At 35.6% G+C, this 19,034-nt stretch carries 15 protein-coding genes and 1 pseudogene; 14 read left to right on the top strand and 2 right to left on the bottom strand.

Annotation, left to right across the window (positions count from 1 at the left end):
* Positions 1 to 4 precede the first annotated feature (4 nt).
* The 7 genes and pseudogenes from murQ to DBT50_RS08690 all read left to right on the top strand — a co-directional run bounded on the left by murQ (position 5) and on the right by DBT50_RS08690 (position 7,955).
* Positions 5 to 925, top strand: coding sequence for an N-acetylmuramic acid 6-phosphate etherase (gene murQ / locus DBT50_RS08720; RefSeq protein WP_111852738.1), 921 nt, complete (start codon positions 5 to 7; stop codon positions 923 to 925).
* Positions 918 to 2,342 (top strand): annotated as a pseudogene (locus DBT50_RS08715) (PTS transporter subunit EIIC); the annotation flags it as partial. The gene murQ and the pseudogene DBT50_RS08715, both read left to right, overlap by 8 nt.
* Positions 2,343 to 2,395: 53 nt before the next feature.
* Positions 2,396 to 3,259: a MurR/RpiR family transcriptional regulator gene (locus tag DBT50_RS08710; protein ID WP_111852740.1), complete on the top strand. Its 864-nt coding sequence runs from the start codon at positions 2,396 to 2,398 to the stop codon at positions 3,257 to 3,259.
* 251 nt (positions 3,260 to 3,510) lie between these two features.
* Positions 3,511 to 4,947 (top strand): Spo0B domain-containing protein, encoded by a 1,437-nt coding sequence (locus DBT50_RS08705; RefSeq protein ID WP_181566144.1) that lies wholly within the window; start codon positions 3,511 to 3,513, stop codon positions 4,945 to 4,947.
* A 3-nt stretch (positions 4,948 to 4,950) separates the two neighbouring features.
* The gene (locus DBT50_RS08700) at positions 4,951 to 5,688 is read left to right on the top strand and encodes a response regulator (protein ID WP_111853475.1); all 738 of its coding nucleotides are present in this window, start codon (positions 4,951 to 4,953) and stop codon (positions 5,686 to 5,688) included.
* A 135-nt stretch (positions 5,689 to 5,823) separates the two neighbouring features.
* Positions 5,824 to 6,891, top strand: a complete 1,068-nt coding sequence (locus DBT50_RS08695) for an AEC family transporter (protein ID WP_060778865.1) — start codon at positions 5,824 to 5,826, stop codon at positions 6,889 to 6,891.
* Positions 6,892 to 6,947: 56 nt separating this feature from the next.
* Entirely contained in the window at positions 6,948 to 7,955 is a 1,008-nt protein-coding gene (locus tag DBT50_RS08690) for an NAD(P)-dependent oxidoreductase (protein ID WP_111852743.1), read from the top strand.
* A gap of 123 nt (positions 7,956 to 8,078) precedes the next feature.
* Here DBT50_RS08690 and DBT50_RS08685 read toward each other — a convergent pair whose 3' ends face one another.
* Positions 8,079 to 9,011, bottom strand: a complete 933-nt coding sequence (locus DBT50_RS08685; RefSeq protein ID WP_111852744.1) for a sugar-binding transcriptional regulator — start codon at positions 9,009 to 9,011, stop codon at positions 8,079 to 8,081.
* A 317-nt stretch (positions 9,012 to 9,328) separates the two neighbouring features.
* On the opposite strand from DBT50_RS08685, the gene DBT50_RS08680 reads away from it, so the two are divergent.
* The 7 genes from DBT50_RS08680 (at position 9,329) to DBT50_RS08650 (ending at position 17,134) form a co-directional block, all read left to right on the top strand.
* On the top strand, positions 9,329 to 10,099 hold the full coding sequence (locus DBT50_RS08680) for a MurR/RpiR family transcriptional regulator (protein WP_111852745.1): 771 nt from the start codon (positions 9,329 to 9,331) through the stop codon (positions 10,097 to 10,099).
* A 184-nt stretch (positions 10,100 to 10,283) separates the two neighbouring features.
* On the top strand, positions 10,284 to 11,627 hold the full coding sequence (locus DBT50_RS08675) for a 6-phospho-alpha-glucosidase (protein WP_111852746.1): 1,344 nt from the start codon (positions 10,284 to 10,286) through the stop codon (positions 11,625 to 11,627).
* Between the two features lie 174 nt (positions 11,628 to 11,801).
* The gene (locus DBT50_RS08670) at positions 11,802 to 13,331 is read left to right on the top strand and encodes an IS1182 family transposase (protein ID WP_195852868.1); all 1,530 of its coding nucleotides are present in this window, start codon (positions 11,802 to 11,804) and stop codon (positions 13,329 to 13,331) included.
* Between the two features lie 129 nt (positions 13,332 to 13,460).
* Positions 13,461 to 15,077 (top strand): alpha-glucoside-specific PTS transporter subunit IIBC, encoded by a 1,617-nt coding sequence (locus DBT50_RS08665; RefSeq protein ID WP_111851975.1) that lies wholly within the window; start codon positions 13,461 to 13,463, stop codon positions 15,075 to 15,077.
* Positions 15,078 to 15,156: 79 nt separating this feature from the next.
* Positions 15,157 to 15,624 carry a hypothetical protein gene (locus DBT50_RS08660; RefSeq protein WP_111851976.1) on the top strand — a complete coding sequence of 156 codons (468 nt, stop codon included), beginning with the start codon at positions 15,157 to 15,159 and terminating at the stop codon, positions 15,622 to 15,624.
* A 25-nt stretch (positions 15,625 to 15,649) separates the two neighbouring features.
* The gene (locus tag DBT50_RS08655; protein ID WP_111851977.1) at positions 15,650 to 16,150 is read left to right on the top strand and encodes a PTS sugar transporter subunit IIA; all 501 of its coding nucleotides are present in this window, start codon (positions 15,650 to 15,652) and stop codon (positions 16,148 to 16,150) included.
* A gap of 210 nt (positions 16,151 to 16,360) precedes the next feature.
* Positions 16,361 to 17,134 carry an HAD family hydrolase gene (locus DBT50_RS08650; protein ID WP_111851978.1) on the top strand — a complete coding sequence of 258 codons (774 nt, stop codon included), beginning with the start codon at positions 16,361 to 16,363 and terminating at the stop codon, positions 17,132 to 17,134.
* Positions 17,135 to 17,565: 431 nt separating this feature from the next.
* Here DBT50_RS08650 and DBT50_RS08645 read toward each other — a convergent pair whose 3' ends face one another.
* The gene (locus DBT50_RS08645) at positions 17,566 to 18,987 is read right to left on the bottom strand and encodes a glycoside hydrolase family 1 protein (RefSeq protein ID WP_111851979.1); all 1,422 of its coding nucleotides are present in this window, start codon (positions 18,985 to 18,987) and stop codon (positions 17,566 to 17,568) included.
* Between the last annotated feature and the right edge of the window lie 47 nt (positions 18,988 to 19,034).

Here is a 19,034-nt window from a genome sequence, read left to right as displayed (position 1 = left end):
TTTCATGTCTAAGGAAGATTTAGCAAAATTAACTACAGAAACAAGAAATAAGTCTACTTTTAGTCTTGATAAGTTATCTGTGTTAGAAGTATTAAAAATTATGAACGCGGAAAATGATAATGTTCAGAGCGCCATAAGCAAGGTCTTACCCAAGATTGAAGCAGCTATTCAAATGATTGTTGATTCCTTTAATCATGATGGACGCTTAATCTATATGGGAGCTGGGACGAGTGGACGGCTTGGGGTTTTAGATGCGGCAGAATGTGTCCCTACCTTTGGAACCTCTCCTGATATGGTGGTTGGTCTCATTGCTGGGGGCGAACGAGCAATGACAAAAGCTGTTGAAGGAGCCGAAGATGATGAAAAGTTAGGAAAAAATGATTTAAAGGATATTAAGCTAAGTCCGCTAGACACTGTAGTAGGGGTCAGTGCCAGTGGAAGAACGCCCTATGTTATGGGCGGTTTAGAGTATGCCAATCAGCTTGGCGCTAAGACGATTGCACTCTCTTGCAATGATGAATCAGCAATTTCTTCACTAGCTAAAATAAGTATTGAAGTAATCGTTGGACCAGAAATATTAACCGGATCTACTCGACTCAAAGCAGGAACAGCACAGAAATTGGTCTTGAACATGTTATCTACTGTTTCAATGATACAAATTGGTAAGGTTTACCAGAATTTAATGATCGATATTAATGTCACCAATGAAAAATTAGAAGACCGGGCGACAAGAATTATCAGTAATATTACTGAAGCTTCTTATGAGCAAGCACATGAGGCATTAGTAGCTAGTCATTTTAATGTGAAGAATGCGGTCGTGATGCTAGCAGAAAAAGTTTCATTTGAAGAATCTCAAAATTTACTCCAAAAAGCAGATGGATTTATCTATAAGATTATCGAAGGCGAGGCTAGAAAAAATGAGTAAAGAAGAACACTTAGCGAAGAATATTTTTGAACATATCGGCGGCAAGCAAAACACAAATAAAATCTATAATTGTATGACGCGGATTCGGATTGATATTAAAGATTTCCAAGCAGTGAACCTATCAGCCTTAGAAAAAGTTGAGGGCGTTTTAGGGGTTGTCAAGGATGGAAATACTTTGCAAATCGTTGTTGGCCCGGGCACTTCACAAAAAGTAGCCGATAAAATGAACGAACTAAGTGGTATTTCACATACGGAAAGGGTTGATGAAAATTTAGATCCTCAATTGACCAGTAATCGTTCTCGAGCACAAGAAATTGCTGATCAAAATAAGAAAACCTATAAAGAAAAAAATAAACCTTCGTATTTTAAATCCTTTACTAGTACCATAGCGAGTGTTTTTGTTCCACTAATTCCTGCTTTTGTAGGTGCCGGTATTATTGGGGGGATTGCCTCGGTATTTCAAAATCTCATAACTGCCGGTAATTTAGATGCGGCGACTTGGGGTAGTGCTGTAACCATACTAAATATTATTAAAAATGGCCTCTTTGCCTATCTAAATATTTATGTGGGAATTAATGCAGCCAAAGTATTTGGGGCTACTGAAGGTTTAGGGGGAATTGTTGCTGGAATCATTTATCTAACAGGAATGACGCCAGAAAATCCCTTAAAGAATATATTTACTGGTCAACCCCTAGCTCCAGGCCAAGGGGGGATTATTTGGGTACTTTTAGCTGTATTCCTACTTTCAATCGTTGAAAAACAATTGCGGAAGTTTGTTCCAGATTCCCTAGATATTATTGTTACGCCAACGCTTTCCCTATTGACAGTAGGCTTAATGACGGTCTTTTTAATTATGCCAATAGCCGGTTGGGTCTCAGCTGGCTTAGTGGGCGTGGTGAATTGGGTACTCAATGTTGGGGGTGCTTTTAGTGGCTTTATTCTCGGGGCCTTCTTCTTACCTTTAGTGATGTTTGGATTACACCAAATACTCACACCGATCCATATTGAAATGATCAATGCGACTGGGGCTACACAACTCTTGCCAGTATTAGCGATGGCAGGTGCAGGGCAAGTTGGCGCAGCTTTAGCGTTATGGCTTAAGTGTCGCCGTAATGGTCGATTAGTCAATATTATTAAAGGGAGCCTACCTGTCGGTATTTTAGGTATTGGTGAACCCTTGATTTATGCCGTCACCTTACCTTTAGGACGTCCTTTTATCACTGCATGTATTGGTGGTGGTATCGGCGGAGCAGTTGTTGGAGGAATAGGCAGTGTTGGGGCGACAGCGATTGGTCCTAGTGGTGTCGCCTTGATCCCGTTAATTGCCGATGGAAAATGGATGGCTTATGTCTTAGGCTTGCTTGCTGCTTATGCAGGTGGTTTTGTGGCTACTTACTTTTTTGGCGTGCCGAAAGAGGCACAGAATGCTGATTCATTTAATAAAAACGCTAAGATAACGGGTTGATAGTCATGTCCAATTATTTTTTATTAGGTATTGAAGAAAAATTGACTAAGCTGTCGGGGTCTGAAGCTCAGGTTGGAAGATATATTATTGAACATGCTGATGATGTCGTTCAAATGAATATCAATGAACTCGCCAGAGAGTCTGGTACCAGTACCTCCACGGTGGTACGCTTTTGTCAGTCTATTGGCTTGAAGGGATATTCGCAGTTAAAAATAAAATTGTCCTCAGAGAGTCAATTGGTAGTTGAAGCGGAATTAACAGATATTAAACCCGGGGAAAACTTAGAAAATATCAAGACAATGTTATTGCAAGAGTCTTATTATAATTTTAGAGGAACCAGTCAATTAATTAATGAAGATGCTTTTGATCAAATGATTCATCTGATGATTAATGCACCGATTATTTATTGCTATGGTTTGGGGGCTTCACATCTTGTCGGTGAAGATTTAGTGCAAAAATTTGCTCGAATAGGAAAAACGGTATTGAATTATGCAGATTCCCATCAATTGGCTTCAGCCATGGGAACAGCCCCTAAGGATTGTCTCTTTCTTGCTATTTCCTATTCTGGTCAAACGCATGAAGTGATTGAACTAGCTAATCTGGCACATGAATTAAATATAAAAGTCATTGCGATGACGTCAAACTCAGATAATAACTTACAAAAACAAGCAGATCATCAGGCCTTAGTCGCTCAATGTCGTGAGGCGCCTTTGCGTGCTGGAGCAACGATCTCCTTACTCAATCAGTTGTTTCTAAATGATATCTTATTCTTATATTTCCTATCGACTACCTATGAAAAAACTGTTACTAGTTTAGAAAACAGTCGTCATGGAGTAGAACGGCTAGTGAATATACGTCGTCAGAAGTGATTAAATGAATATTTAAATATCATTCATAATAAAGCTATGGATATTATATTTACCCTTCCTTTAGGGATGAGAGGTAGATATTGACATAGCTTTTTTGTGTTTTCATGGCTAAGAAATTATTTAACTAAACGGTGTTTTATTTTATTATAATATATAGTTTTGCTGATAAAGATTAACCCAGCCAGGTGATTCAAATGCTCTCTCTAAGAAAAACTTTTCATAAACACAAGTTACTGCTGCGACTCCTATCCATGACCTTTACTTTAGTGATTGTTACCCTATTGATCATGTTTTTTATTTTAACGCGGACTAGTAAGCAGTCTTTTGTCGACTCCCAAGCGGACATGTTGTTAAAAGTAGGCCATGAGATTGCGGCCGATCCCTTTGTTCAGTCTTCAGTTGAAGATACGCATTTTTCCCAGAAAATTATCGATTATGCCTCTGCTGAAGAGGCCCGATTCGGCTTGGATTATGTGGTGATAATGACTAAGGATAGTACCCGTCTAACCCATCCTAACCGTCATTTAATTGGGAGTCCTTTCCAGGGAGAACAAGACCAGTATGATGCCCTTAATGGGAAATCCTATACCCGGACGGGACAAGGACCCATGGGGCGGTCCATGCGCGCCTTTGTCCCTATCTTCAATCAAGATCATCAAGTGGTCGGAGCGGTGGCTTTAGGGATTATGCTACCTAAGTTAAATCTCTTATTTGATCAAGCGACCCAGTCTTTAAGGTTATCGGTCTTAGTGGCCTTCCTGGTAGCGGGGACTATGGCTATTTGGCTGGCCTATTCCTTAAAGAACCGTATGCTGGGGATGGAGCCTGAAGAAATCGCCCAGGTGGTGGAAGAGCGCAATGCCATGTTTAATTACACCGATATGGCCATCCTTATTACCGATCCGGCAGGGAAAATCCGCGTTGAGAATAATAGCGCGATTACTTATATTGGCAATTACCTCAATCAGCATTATTCTGCAATTTTTCCCGATTTAAAAGTAAAGGATAAAGCCTTTATGTCCCTCATGAAGTCGGTAAAGCATGACGAGTATGTTGGTTCGGTGGCACCAATTATTGTCAACCAGGAAAAACGGGGTTATCTTTTTATTTTGCGGAATGCCTTAGAAGTGATTGATTTAGTCAACCAATTGGAGAATTCTCATTACTTTGCCAAGCAATTAGTCAAGCAGAGCCATGATTTTCTCAATAAGGTCCATGTTATCTATGGTTTAAGTGATCTCGGTGAATATCAGGAATTGAAGACTTATTTACAAGATTTAATCAGTGATAAGAGTCACTTTAATCAGAATGTGCAGCTATTGATTAATAATCCGACTATCGCGGGTTATTTGCTCCTAGGTGCTAACCACTATGCCATGTATCGGCGGATTACGGTGAAGAATGAAATTCCGGAAGCGCAAAATTTTAATCAGAATAATGAATGGCTGAAGATTGCTAATGCACTCGAAGCTAGATTAAATGAACTCGAATCCCAAGTGACCATTGAAATTGAATTAGCCTATGACAATGACCAGCTTGTGACGGCTTTCTATGTTTATCCTGACCTGGGATGTTACCCTGAAGTGGGGAAAGATTTAGAACAAATAACAGCGGATTTAAAGCAGGTAGAGATCAGTAACAATGGAAAGTATTATGTTTTAACTTATCAAGTGAACTATGGAGGTTAAGTGATGTATAAGGTAATGCTTGTTGAAGACGACCGCATGGTGCAGGCGATTAATCAACAATATGTGGAAAAGGTAGATGGCTTTCAAGTGACCGGGATCACGGAGACCTATGAAGCAGCCCTTGATCTGTTAGAAAAAGAACACTTTGATTTGCTCTTAATTGACGATTATTTGGGCGAGTCGCAATGTCCTGGCTTACAACTAGTGGAATATTTAGTCACCTGTCCTGACCACCCCGGGGTGATTATGCTAACCGCTCAAAATGCTAAGTCTGCTATTCAAAAGGGTTTAAATTTAGGGGTACAGGACTATATTCTCAAACCCTTTACCTTTGAACGCTTAGAAAGTAGTTTACTCCGTTTTAAAAAGGAAAGAGAGTTATTAAATCAAGAGGAGGAGATTGACCAAGACACCTTGGGCCAATTATATGGTTATCCGGATGATTTAGGTTCCGACAACCGTTTAGCGGACTCTTCTACTATGGAAATGAGTGATAGTATCGAAAAGGGCCTGACCTTTTCCACTATGGAAGTCATTGCCGCAGCCATCGAAAGTCAAGATTGTGAATCTTTTACTATTCCCCAAATCACCCAGAAAAGCCAACTTTCCCATGTAACCGTGCGTAAATATATCCACTATCTGGTTAAAAAAGGCTATCTGAAGACCTTCCAATACTATGGAACAACTGGGCGGCCTACTATTCATTACCAACAAGTCCACCCCTTGGATAGAAGTTTGTGAAAAGTCTCTTAAATTAATTAAATAACTTTCATTTAATTAAATAATATTTCCTAGCTCCTCTATATAAACTAGAATTCAACTATAGAGTTTATCGATAAGTTCTTGTGAATTTTTTATTAAAGAGGAGCTATTTTTATGTCGTTTGGTGAAATATTGATAGCTACCCTGACAAATATGAAGTTTATTTCGGCAATTACTTCGACGATTGGAATTATCTTGATTGGTTATATTTGCAGACGACGTGGCATCTTTAACCAACATGTTTCTAAAGTCTTGTCAACGGTAGTTTTAAAGTTAGCGATTCCATGTATGGCCTTCAATGCCTTTATGCAAGATTTGAATGTCCAACAACTCCACCAAAGTATGAGTGTCTTGGTATGGGGCCTGTTAATTTATTTAGTTTTTATTGCGATTACGCGTTTGACCTATGCTCGCTATGAAGGCGACACCAAACTGGTTCTTAGGATGTTAACCATCTTTGGGTCAACCACCTTTTTTGGGATTCCAATTGTGTCAGCAGTTTATGGGGCTGACGGGGTCATTTACGCTAATGTTTTTAACATCGGTTACCGGATCTTCTTATATTCCTATTGCTATATCTTGATGAGTGGTTTGCAATTTAAAAAGAGCAACCTCAAAAGTATCTTCCTCAATCCGACGATCTTATTTACCTTGGCGGGTTTACTGATTTGGGCTATGCAGGCTTATCTGCCTCATGTCACGGTGGAAACCCTGGCCAAGACTGGAGAAATGGTTGAGCGTCAAGCCCCAATTCTTCGCTTTGACTTAACCCTGCCTTGGCTCTATCAATTGATGAACTATTTATCTAAATTGGCTTCACCATTGGCCTGGTTATCAATCGGGGCAACTCTTGGTGAAAGTGAAATTACCGAAGCGGTCAAGGACAACAAGGTTTGGTACTATGCCTTTAATAAGATGCTGATTGTGCCTTTAATTACCTTGGTTTGTGGGATTATATTCACCGCTACCAATATCTTACCAATGGACTACGCTGCCATTGGGACCACAGTTGTCATGATGGCAACTCCACCAGCCAGTGTAGCAGTTTCCTATGCCATCGGTTTTGGACGGGAAGACAAACTAGCCTCTAACTGTTCCTTTGTCACGACTTTAACCGCTACCTTGGCGATTCCAATTTGGTTAGTGGTGATTGAAATCTTGAAAACCAGTGGCGTGATTTAAAGACTTTGCCGTTAAAACAATATAAAAACTATCAAAAAGGAAAAGGAGAGATTGGAATGACTTTTAAAGTTGCTTGCTATGGGGTACGGTCGAATGAAGTGGATATTTTTAAGCAATATAATAAATATAATTATGACCTGACCTTAATTGAAGACTTACTGACAGAAGACAATATCGAAACTGCTAAAGGCCATGACGCTGTCCTATTAAGAGGGAACTGTGTGGCAAATCGGAGAAATTTGGAATTACTGAAATCATGGGGGATTGACTTAGTTTTCACTCGGACCGTAGGCATCAACCATATTGATATGGAAGCTATCCGTGATTTAGGTCAAGTTGTGGCTAGAGTGCCTGGTTATTCCCCTAATGCTATTGCCGAATTATCAGTGACCTTGGCCATGAGTTTGTTGCGGAATGTTCCCTATACTACCGAAGCGACAGCCAAAGAATTTGATTTTCGGGTTAAACCGCGCATGTTTAGTCGCGAAGTAAGAAATTGTACCGTAGGGATTATTGGTTGCGGACGGATCGGTTTAACCGAAGCCAAACTCTTCCAAGGTTTAGGAGCCAAGGTGATTGGCTATGATATCTACCAATCCGATGCGGCCAAAGAAGTCGTTGAATTTAAAGACAATCAAGATGACTTATTGAAAGAAGCAGATATCGTAAGTATTCACTCCGCCTATATTGAAGGCGAAAATGATCAGATGATTAACCAACATTTCATTGAAACTATGAAAGACGATGCCATCTTGGTTAACACTGCCCGTGGGGAACTCCAAGATAACCAAGCTATTATCGATGCCCTTAAGGCAGATAAATTGTATGGTTTTGCGGCCGATGTACTTCCCAATGAAGGACCAATTTTCTTCCACAACTTCGACCGTTTAGAAGATGTTCCTGATGAAACGGTCCAAGAACTGATTAAGTTGTATCCAAGAGTCTTATTAACTCCGCACGTAGGCTCTAATACCGATGAAGCCGTGAAAAACATGGTGGAATACTCCATGGATAATTTTGAAGAATATCTCACCACTGGGGAAGTTGCTAATTTGGTGGAATAGAGCTAATCAAGGAATAACTAGAGCTAAGTGAGGCTCCTTATAAGAATAGAGCAGGCCGATGACGGGCGAAAGCTTGTCATCGGCCTGTTTTGTTGAGGTGATATCAGTGGTTAGAATTTTGGGTTAAATATTTTCACAGAGAAAGCGCGCGGTATCGATGTCAGTGATCAATTCATCAACATACTGACTCTTAATGGCGGAAAGGATACTGATATGTTTCTTTCGCCCACCAGCGATACAGATTTTACGGTCAATTTGAGCAAAGGCTTTTTGGGAGACGCTAATTCGGCGTTCTTCTAGTTCTTGGAGGATTTCCTTGCCTTCTTGGTTGAGGAAGATAATAGAGGCGATATCGCTGGCGGTATCACTTTCCTTGATAAGAGCTGTTTCTTTTTCGGAGAGATAACCAGTGGAGATGATGTTATTCTCTTCGTCATTGGGGTTACCGATACTGAAGATGGCAACATTAGCTTGGCTGCTCTTATCTATGGTAGCCAGAACGTTGGGGTCATGCAGGTACATATCGGCAGCAACCTGGCTTTGGGCAAAGGCAGGGGCCAGGATTGTAGCAGACTTGGCTAGATAGTTTTCCGCAAATTGGTTGGCGATAGAATTAGAATGACGGTTAAAATTCTTATCCCCGTGACCGCCGATTAGGGGTGTGAATAGAGTCCTTTTATTGAGGTTGCCGTAGCAGTGCTTGGTTAATTCTTGCAGGGTTTGGCCCCAACCCATTGCGATAGTATCTCCTTCTTCTAAGATAGTATTTAAATAATTACCCGCTATCTTGGCGAGAGAGGCGCGAACGTCGTGGTTATGGATATCAGTAATCATGACGTTTTTGAGTTGGAATCTTTCTTTGATGATGCGCTCCAAGTGCTCATAGTTTGGTGTGTCGTTAACAACAACGGTGATAATGCCCATGTCACGGGCTTTTTTGAGCATGCGGGAGACTTTGATCCGGGAAATGCCAACCTGGTCAGCGATTTCTTCTTGAGTTAGGTTGTGGTAGTAGTAAAGCTTAGCAACGCGAATTAGGTCTTTTTTACTGTTCATGTGATCACCTCGTGGTATATATAACAATAATACGAGAATAAGGAGAGAAAAGGCAAAATAAATCTAAATATTTTTGAATACTAATATGACTGAAGTGAGGAAATATAGAATTCTATATATAGCGATAGTTAAAGGACAGTGAAAATAATATAGGTAAAATGTCTTTAATTTAATTAAAAACACATTTATACAAATGATATAATATCTTTAATTGCTGTATGGTTTTAATACAATATACGTAAACTGACACTTTCAGGGTATTTGCTATTTTAAAAAGTAATATCAGTTATTTGTAATAGATAAGGAGATTCTTAAGTATGAATCATACTATTTTAGAATTGCTCAATGAAAACTACAATACATTGAATGAGAATGAACTACATATTGCAAAATATATTTTTAAGCATTCTGATGAGATAGTAAGTATGAAGGTTAAAGAATTAGCTGATAAGACATATACATCCAAATCATCAATAATTCGATTTGTTCAAAAGTTAGGATTTAGTGGTTTTATAGAATTCAAAACCCAACTTAGCATTGAAAATGAAACTAAAAGAATACCTGCACAAACATCAACTCAAGATCAACTATTAGTAGATTTAAAAGGAAATATGGATTATTTAAAAGAACGTGATTGGACAAAATTTTATAAATTTCTGGAAGAGTGTAGCTACATTTATATTTTTCCTAGTGGTATCTCACAAAAAAATCAAGCTGGAGAAATTCAGCGTGTACTCTCCCTCTTAGGCAAGAGAGTTCAAATAGTAGATGGTCTTGATAATAATGTTGAAAATAGAAGTCTTATTAGGACAATAAATAATAATGACATGGTATTTATTTTATCGCTTTCAGGACAGAGAAGTGGATCAATAAATATAGCAAAAAAAGCAAAAATTATTGGTGCAAAAGTAGTTTCTATTACTGGATATAAAAAAAATCCTATTGCAGATATATCTGATGTTTCAATTTTTGTACAGGGGAGCTTAATATCAGGTTTTGAATTTGCGCCGATTGAGAGTATGTGTTCCTATTTCTTAGTAATTGAATATATTTTACTAGGATTTGCCGATTATATTAATTCAAAATAGATATTGTATTTTTGAGCAAGATCTATTTTAATCCATAAAATGGACTTAGGTTCATTCCTGATATACTTATTGAAAAAAATGTAAGCGGTGTTATTATTAATATAACAATACATGATGTATTAAATAAATATGCATATTTAACAAATGAAGTAACTTGGTTTTATTTATTCTAGGAGAGTATATCATGGAAAAAAGAAAACAATCCATTGTAATTGCAGGTGGAGGTAGTACATATACTCCACGGTTAGTAATGTTACTGGTTCAAAAATTAGATCAATTTCCATTGCGAAAATTAAAACTTTATGACATTGATCCTGAACGTCAAGATAAAGTTGCTAAGTTTTGTGAAATATTATTAAAAGAAAGAGCTCCTGAAGTAGAATTTGAAGCTACTACAGATCCTGAAACAGCATTTACAGATGTTGATTTTGTTATGGCACAAATACGTGTAGGTAGAATGCCGATGCGGGAACAAGATGAAAAAGTTCCTTTAAGTTGTAATGTGGTTGGTCAAGAAACTTGCGGGCCAGGTGGTATGGCATATGGCTTACGGTCTATTCCAAACGTTATTAAGATTTTAGATTATATGGAAAAATACTCGCCAAACGCATGGATGTTAAACTATTCAAATCCAATTGCCATTGTTGCTGAAGCATGTAGAAAATTTAGACCAAACTCTAAAATTATTAATATTTGCGATATGCCATTAGGTATAACACGCTCACTAGCTGGTTTCTTAGGGATGGACGAAAAAGATTTAGATATCCGTTATTATGGTTTAAACCACTATGGTTGGTTTACTGATATTAGAGATCCTCAAGGAAATGATCTCATGGAACCTTTAAAGAAACATGTTTCTCAATACGGCTTTGGACCTTCACCTGAACATGAAGACGATCCAGATTGGGCAGAAAGAGAAGAAAGCTGGAAAGAAACATTTAGAAAAGTTAAAGATGTTTATGCTGTGGACCCAACAACAATTCCAAATAATTATTTGAAATATTATTTATATCCTAATTACGTTGTAGAACATTCTGATAAAAATTATACAAGAGCCAATGAAGTAATGGATGGTCGTGAACATGATATCTTTACAGAATGTGCGAGAGTCGCAAAAGAAGGCTCAGCAAAAGATACAACAATTGAAGCTGATGACCATGCAGATTACATTGTTGAATTAGCTCATGCCTTAGCATACAATACTAAGGAAACAATGATTATTAACGTACCAAATGAAGGAGCAATTACTAACTTACCAGATGATATGGTAATTGAACTACCATGTATCATAAGTAGTCGTGGATATGAAAGGATTGGAATTGGTGAGATTCCAACATATCAACAAGGAATGATGATGCAACAAGTCTGTGTAGAAAAATTAGTAGTTGAAGCTTTTGAAGAAAACTCATATCATAAGATGTGGCAAGCATTTAGTCTCTCTGCAACAATCCCTAATGCAGAAGTTGCTAAAGAAGTTTTAGATAAACTTATTGAAGCTAATAAAGACTATTGGCCAGAATTGAAATAAGCTACAGAATAATAAATAAAAGAGCATAAGGAGGCTGGGACAAAAGCCTCGAAATAAAAAGGGATAAGAAGTTAGTTTTCACTAATTTCTTATCCCTTTTACTTAAAATTAGGTATAAAAAAAGCACCCTGCTATAATATTAGTAACCACACTAAAGATTAAGGGGTGCTTCTTGTGTACATACAATATAACATGAATCAAACAACACTTCCACTAGAATTATCTGCATGTATCGATCCAGATCATATTGTATTTTCAATCTATAATTTTATTGAATCTCTGGATGAAAAACATTTTGAAAGCTTCAGTACCCAGGACGGACGTCCTGCCTATCATCCAAAACCTTTAATTATGGCGCTTTTATACGCTTATAGTAAAGGCGTATTTAGTGGAAGAAAAATAGAAGAATTAATGGTTGAAAATATACCCATGCAGTGGCTAGTCGCTCAACAAGTTATTAGCTATCGAACGATTAATCGCTTCCGTTCCTCAGAAAATTGTAGATGTTTATTAGAAAATTTATTCGTTGAGTTTACCACTCAGTTAAAGTTAGAGAAATTAATTCATTTAGAAAATTGCTTTATAGATGGAACTAAAATTGAAGCGAATGCCAATAAATATTCTTTTGTTTGGAAAAAGGCAACTGAAAAATATGCAGAGCAATTAAAAGTGACTTCACGTGAATATTACTTTAATGAAATTCAACCGATGGTTGATGCTGGCATCCAATATGATGAAAATTTAGATCTAGAAGAAAATATGCTTCAAGAGATATCTAAAGTTCTTAAGGAAGAAATCGATAAACTCACTGAAGATATTGAGGAAACTCCTGTAAAAGGGCCAGATCAACGTAAACAAGAACGTCGTCGTTTGAAAAAACATTACCGTAAAGTGAGTAAAGATTTTCTACCCCGCAAACAAAAGTATGCCAAACAGTTTGAAACATTTAACGGAAGAAACAGCTATTCAAAAACAGATCCTGATGCTACGTTCATGCGAATGAAAGATGATCATATGATGAATGGGCAATTGAAAGCGGGATACAATATCCAAGTAGCGACTGAAAACCAGTTTGTCCTTCATTATGATATTTTCCACAATCCGACGGACACGCGGACTTTACAACCCTTTGTTGAAAGTTTCCCTAATTTCCCGAAATGCATTATAGCTGATGCTGGTTATGGTAGCGAAGAAAACCTTACTTATTTAGATAACCATAAAATTAACCATTTGATTAAATATAATCGGTTTGATAAAGAGCAGAAAAAGAAACATAAAAAATCAGCTAAAAATATGGATAATTGGAGTTACGATAAGCAAAGTAATACGTTTACACATCCTGACGGCACGGTTTATTTCTTTAGTCATCTCCAAAAACGAAAAAATAAAATGAGTGGTTATATTTCTGAAATTCAGGTTTATAAGCCTTTGGACCCAAAAAATGCGCCGCAAAAGGCGCTTTACTATAATAAAAACTATCAGGAATTAAAGAATATAGAAACACAGAAGCTTTTATCTGAAGAAGGATCTAAGCTCTTTTCCAAACGGAAAATTGACGTTGAACCAGTTTTTGGCCAGATAAAGGCTATTTTAGGGTTCACTCGATTTAACCTCAGAGGGAAAACAAGGGTTAAAACTGATGTTGGATTGGCCTTCATGGCCAATAATTTGAAAAAATATAACAAAATAAAAGCAATAAAATAAGAGAATCTACAAATCACGCTTAAGTAATTTGTAGATTCTCTTTTAGTTTTAGAGTTCGCAGACTTTTGTCCCAGACTCTTTATTGTTTTAAATGTAAGCGCTTAACATTATAGATAGGAAGGTTTTATCATGATGGATAAAGTACAGCGCTTTGGGGGCGCTATGATTACGCCAGTTTTACTTTTTGCTTTTTTTGGTATTATTGTAGGTGTATGTACTTTCCTACAGCAAGAAGCGGTTTTAGGACCTATGGCAGCAGAAGGCACAACTTGGTGGCAATGTGTTAATGTTGTAAAAGAAGGTGGGTGGACAGTATTTAGGGAGATTAACTTACTTTTTGTTATTGGTCTTCCGATTGGACTAGCAAAGAAACAATCAGGTAGAGCTTGTATGGAAGCTTTTGTTCTCTATATGGTATTTAATTATATGCTCAGCGCTATGCTTGCATATTGGGGAATAAATTTTGGTGTCGATTTTTCTCAAGAGGTCATTAATGGATCTGGCTTAGCTCAAATAGCTGGTATTAAAACATTAGATACTAGTATGATAGGTGCGTTATTGATATCAGGAATTGCGATTTATTTACATAATAAATATTTTGATACTAGATTACCAGAATGGTTAGGAACATTTAGTGGCTCTCCTTTAGTTATAGCAATTGGATTCTTTCTAATGATACCTGTGGCTTTTATTACAATGGTCGTATGGCCAATCATTCAAAGTGGGATTGAAGGCCTTCAAGGATTTATTACCCAAAGTGGTGTGTTAGGATTAGGAGTATTTATTTTCTTAGAACGTTTATTAATACCAACTGGATTACACCATTTACTTGCAAAACCAATTGAATTTTCAAATATTGTTGTGGACGGTGGTTTACAAATAATGTGGATTGATAAAATGCCTGAGATTGCAGCTTCCACAAAGAAACTAACTGAACTGTTTCCATATGGTTTTCTTATGTACGGAAATAGTAAGGTCTTTGCACCAATTGGTATTGCAGGAGCATTTTATGCTACGGCTAAGAAAAGTAAACGTCAAGAAATATTAGGGCTTATGATCCCTGTTACTATAACGGCTATACTAGCTGGTATTACTGAGCCAATCGAATTTACGTTTTTATTCTCATCTCCAGTATTATTTGTAATTCATGCTGTTTTAGCTGCTTTATTATCGGTAACGATGTTTTTATTTGGAATCACTGGTTTATTTACTGGTGGTATAATTGATTTTATATCATATAACTGGTTACCATTAGCAGCAAATCACTGGCAAGCTTACTTGTTACAAATAGCTATTGGATTAATTTTCTCACTTATTTGGTTTATCGTATTTAGGTTTGTTATTCTACGAATGAATTTGAATACACCAGGTCGTGAAGCGGATGATGAAGAAGCTAAATTAATCAATAAACAAGAATATAAAGAGTTAAAATCAAATGAGAATAATGAAGGATCATATTCGGAGGATACCTCAAATGATCCGACTGGTTCTAAAGATGTTGCAGGGGGAGTTCCTGCTAAAGCAGAAGGGTACCTAGAGGCACTTGGAGGAAAAGAAAATATATCAGGAGTAACAAATTGCTTTACTCGCCTTCGTGTAGATGTTAAAGATGGTTCATTAGTTCAATCAGAAGCTGTATTTAAGAAATATGGGGCATATGGGCTAATGAAAAAAGGTAATAATGTTCAAATTATAGATGGTACCAATGTTCAGTTCACTAGAGATGAATTTGAAAAATTATTATAGAACCCTAATAATTTGACACTTTTCCACAGTGGGGGCGTATGTGCTACCTACTGTGGTTTCTTTATAAGAGGAGATAAAAATGAATAAAATTCTAAAATATGGTTTTCCATTTTTTATAGTGGTATTGTTTCTATTTCCATTTCTATTTATGGGATATTGTAGGTTATTTATGCTTCAAAATGGGGTAGAATTACGTACAGTCATACAGTCTTCACCAGCTTGGAATTTACAATTTATTATAGCGTTTTTAATGCCTTTCTTTGGTTTTTTTCTTTCAAAACAAAGAAATAATTATATTGAAAATAGGAAATTAATAACATCTATATATAATATGTATTGTGTAGCAATCAGTTTTTTATTGTTACAAAATTATACCTTGGCAATAATGTTATTATTTTTAATACATATTATTGTTATAAAAAACAGTATTGGGTATATTAATATTTATAAGAATATAACTGAAATTAATTTTAAAGAAATATCATTAGGGATATTCTTTATTATTATTTCATTAATTTTAAGCTTATTAGTTATAAGGATAAGTTAATTTTAAATAGAAAGAAGGATAAGCAATGAGCTTTTTTGATATTTTTAAAAGCAAAATGAGTGGACAGGATATTGCGGTTATGTCACCGTTACAAGGTGAAATTCTACCATTAAAAGATGTACCGGATGAAGTTTTTTCATCTGGAATGATGGGACAAGGATTAGCTATAGACCCAGTTGTGGAATTACAAAGATTAAAAGCTCCAGTATCAGGTAAAGTATCCAGTATTTTCCCAACTGGTCACGCAATAGGTCTTACTTCAAATGAGGGAATTGAAGTGTTGATTCATATTGGAATGGATACAGTTGAATTGGAAGGAAAGGGCTTTGAAGTACTTGTTGATCAAAATGATGAGATCCAAGTAGGCGATGACTTGATTAAAGTTGACTATGAAAAAATAAAAGGTGAAGGTTATGAGATCATAACTCCTATTATAATTACTAATATGAATGAATTGTCTAGTGTAAAGGCTACCCAAAAGTCTAATGTTACTTATAGTGACGATTTATTTATAATCGATAAATAATAGAGATGTAAAAAAAAATAAAAAACTAATATTATTTAAGGTTATATTATATAAATAAAAGTCAACTTTAGATAAACAAATCGTATCTTCTAGTATTAATCTATTAATTGTAAAAGCTAAAAATACTGGTCGCTATAAACTTGAGATTAATTGAAATGTGTAAAAAGTTATTTAGTGAATTATTTTAGTTCATTTAGGAAGGAACATTTTATGTATAGAGGCATAGTATATATAGATCTAGATGGTACGTTATTTGGGGAAGGCGTTTCTATAAGTTTTGAGAATAAAATTGCTTTACAAAAATTACGCCAATCAGGCTATTTAATAGTTGTGGTATCAGGGAGACATATTACACAAATTGATAAGATTTTAAAAGATAATTATATAGATTCATATATATTAAGCAACGGGCAATTTATTGTAGCAGAAGGGAAAATTTTATCGCAAAATATTATAGAAACAAAAGTAATTGATGACTTGTATCAATTTTCAAAAAAACATGATGTTAATATTTGTTATTATGGAAATAGTCTGCTTGCTGTTGAAGAAGAGGATGAGTTAGTAGAAAAAACTTTTAACTATTTTTCTATTGCTGAGTATGAAGAAAGGGCTAGTTTTTTTAAAAATAATGAAGTTATAATGCTAATGTTATTAACTGAAAATAAGAAATTAGATGAATATTTTAAGAAAGAATTCCCTGAATTAAATTTTTATAGAACATCACCGTATTCTATTGATGCCATACCTAATACAGCCAGTAAAGGACACGCAATAAGGCAGTTTGAAAAACATATGGGATTTGAGAATATGGATTCTTATGCTTTTGGAGATAGCCCTAATGATATTTCAATGTTCCAAGTCTCTGATTATAAAATATCTATGAGTAATGCTTCAGAAGAATTAAAGAATATATCCGATATAGTAGTAGATAATTCTAATGATACAGGAGTAGCTAATGGATTAAGATATTTTCAGTTGATATAAAGATGTTAGCAAGGTGATATGATGGTTTGAATCTATTAGATAGTCGTTTGAATTGTCTTTTTCTCTTATCAAAGTAAAATAGTGATAATAATTGTTTTTATAGTGTGATAAAATATCAAATAGTTTAACTATTAAATAACAAAAATAGTTAAATTTGTATTGTGTTATTTGATAAGAATTAAACTCAGATTAGTACCAACAGCTGAGAGAAAATTTGGTAACATCAATAAGTGATACCATAATAAGCAGCAACCTTTTGGAGCTATTACAATTTTTAGAGCCTACTAGCAATAATCATGTGATTATTTGAGGTTTACAATAAAGGCGATAAATTAAGAGAACCTACAAATTACTTAAACGTAGTTGTAGATTCTCTTTTTCATTTAGAACTGAGTGTTTCTATACTTAGACGTATAAGATCAGTATACTGGTCATTCTTTACAATTATAGTTCAAGCTATTACCGTTAGTTTGAATAACACCTTGATACCAATAGAAACTTTTTTTGGGATAACGTTTAAGATCTTTTAAATCGAAATCCGTTCTATTAACGTACACTAGCCCATACCTTTTTTTAAAACCCTGATGTGAGCTCAATATATCCATAAAGGACCAAACATTATATCCAAAAATATTCACTCCATCATTTATTGCCTCTTGAATGGCGATTAAGTGTTTTTGTATATAATCAATACGATAATCATCATTCACTGTATTATTTGAAAAGATATCCTCTGTGCCAAGACCATTTTCAGTAATAATAAGTGGTTTTTTATATTTATTCCAATAATAATTTAAGGCAATTCTTAAACCTGTAGGATCTATTTGAGCACCATATTCTGTGACTGTAAGATGATTATTTTTAACTATTTCCCAATACCCATACATATTGTAATCTGCAATATTAGTTCCTTGAGTTCTTTTCCCTTTTGGATGTTCATCAGTTTCTGGTAAAAATTTTGTACTCAAACTCCGATAATAGTTTACTGTTATAAAATCTACGACAGCACTTTCCATAATTTCTTTTTCTTCTTGAGGTATATCAAATAATAAATTTGTTTCTTTTAGATAATTTAAATAGTAATTAGGATATTTTCCATAAACATGCGTATCAATACAATAGTCTGTCTTGAGTCTGTTATTCCATATAGCAGACATGACATCTTTTGGATCATTGCTGAAAGGATATGAAACAGTTGCGGAAATTGAAGGACCAACTGATCCGCCAGTTACCATCTCTTTACATAACTTAGAAGATATTGCGTAGGCTAAGAACATATGGTGATCCATTTTTACTCTAAGTGGTTCAATTTCCTCTTCTGGACAATTGTATATATTCATTCTCTCATTAACACGTATCATAAGATTTTGCTCATTGTGGATTTGCCAACGCTTGACCCTATCTCCAAATGCTTTAAAGCAAATTTTGGCATAGTTAACAAATGCATCTACTGTTTTTCTAGAAGCCCACCCATTATATTTTTTTACAAGGTTAAAGGGTAGATCAAAATGGTAAAGAGTGATGAATGGCTCTATATCATTTTTTATAAGTTCATCAATTACATCGTTATAAAAATCAATTCCTTTTTGATTAATTTGACCGTCACCACTTGGAATTATTCTAGCCCATGATAGTGAAAAGCGGTACATAGTCAACCCTAGTTTTTTCATAAGCTTGATATCATCTTTATAATTATGATAGAAATTACTAGCTACTTTAGTATCAGCTTGTAACTTATTTTTTTTGAAGGAATTATAATCTGCAACTGTCATACTTTTTCCGTCTTCGTTCCAAGCCCCCTCAATTTGAAAGGCTGAAGATGAAGCTCCCCAGTAAAATCCTTTGGGAAACATTGTCTATCACTTCCTAATATAATATTTTGGTAGTAATTTTTCTCAAG

The sequence above is a fragment of the Aerococcus tenax genome, from assembly GCF_003286645.3.
In the GTDB taxonomy this organism is placed as follows: domain Bacteria; phylum Bacillota; class Bacilli; order Lactobacillales; family Aerococcaceae; genus Aerococcus; species Aerococcus tenax.
The sequence above is the reverse complement of the archived record's forward strand: the minus strand, read 5'-3'. Positions and strand labels throughout refer to the sequence as shown.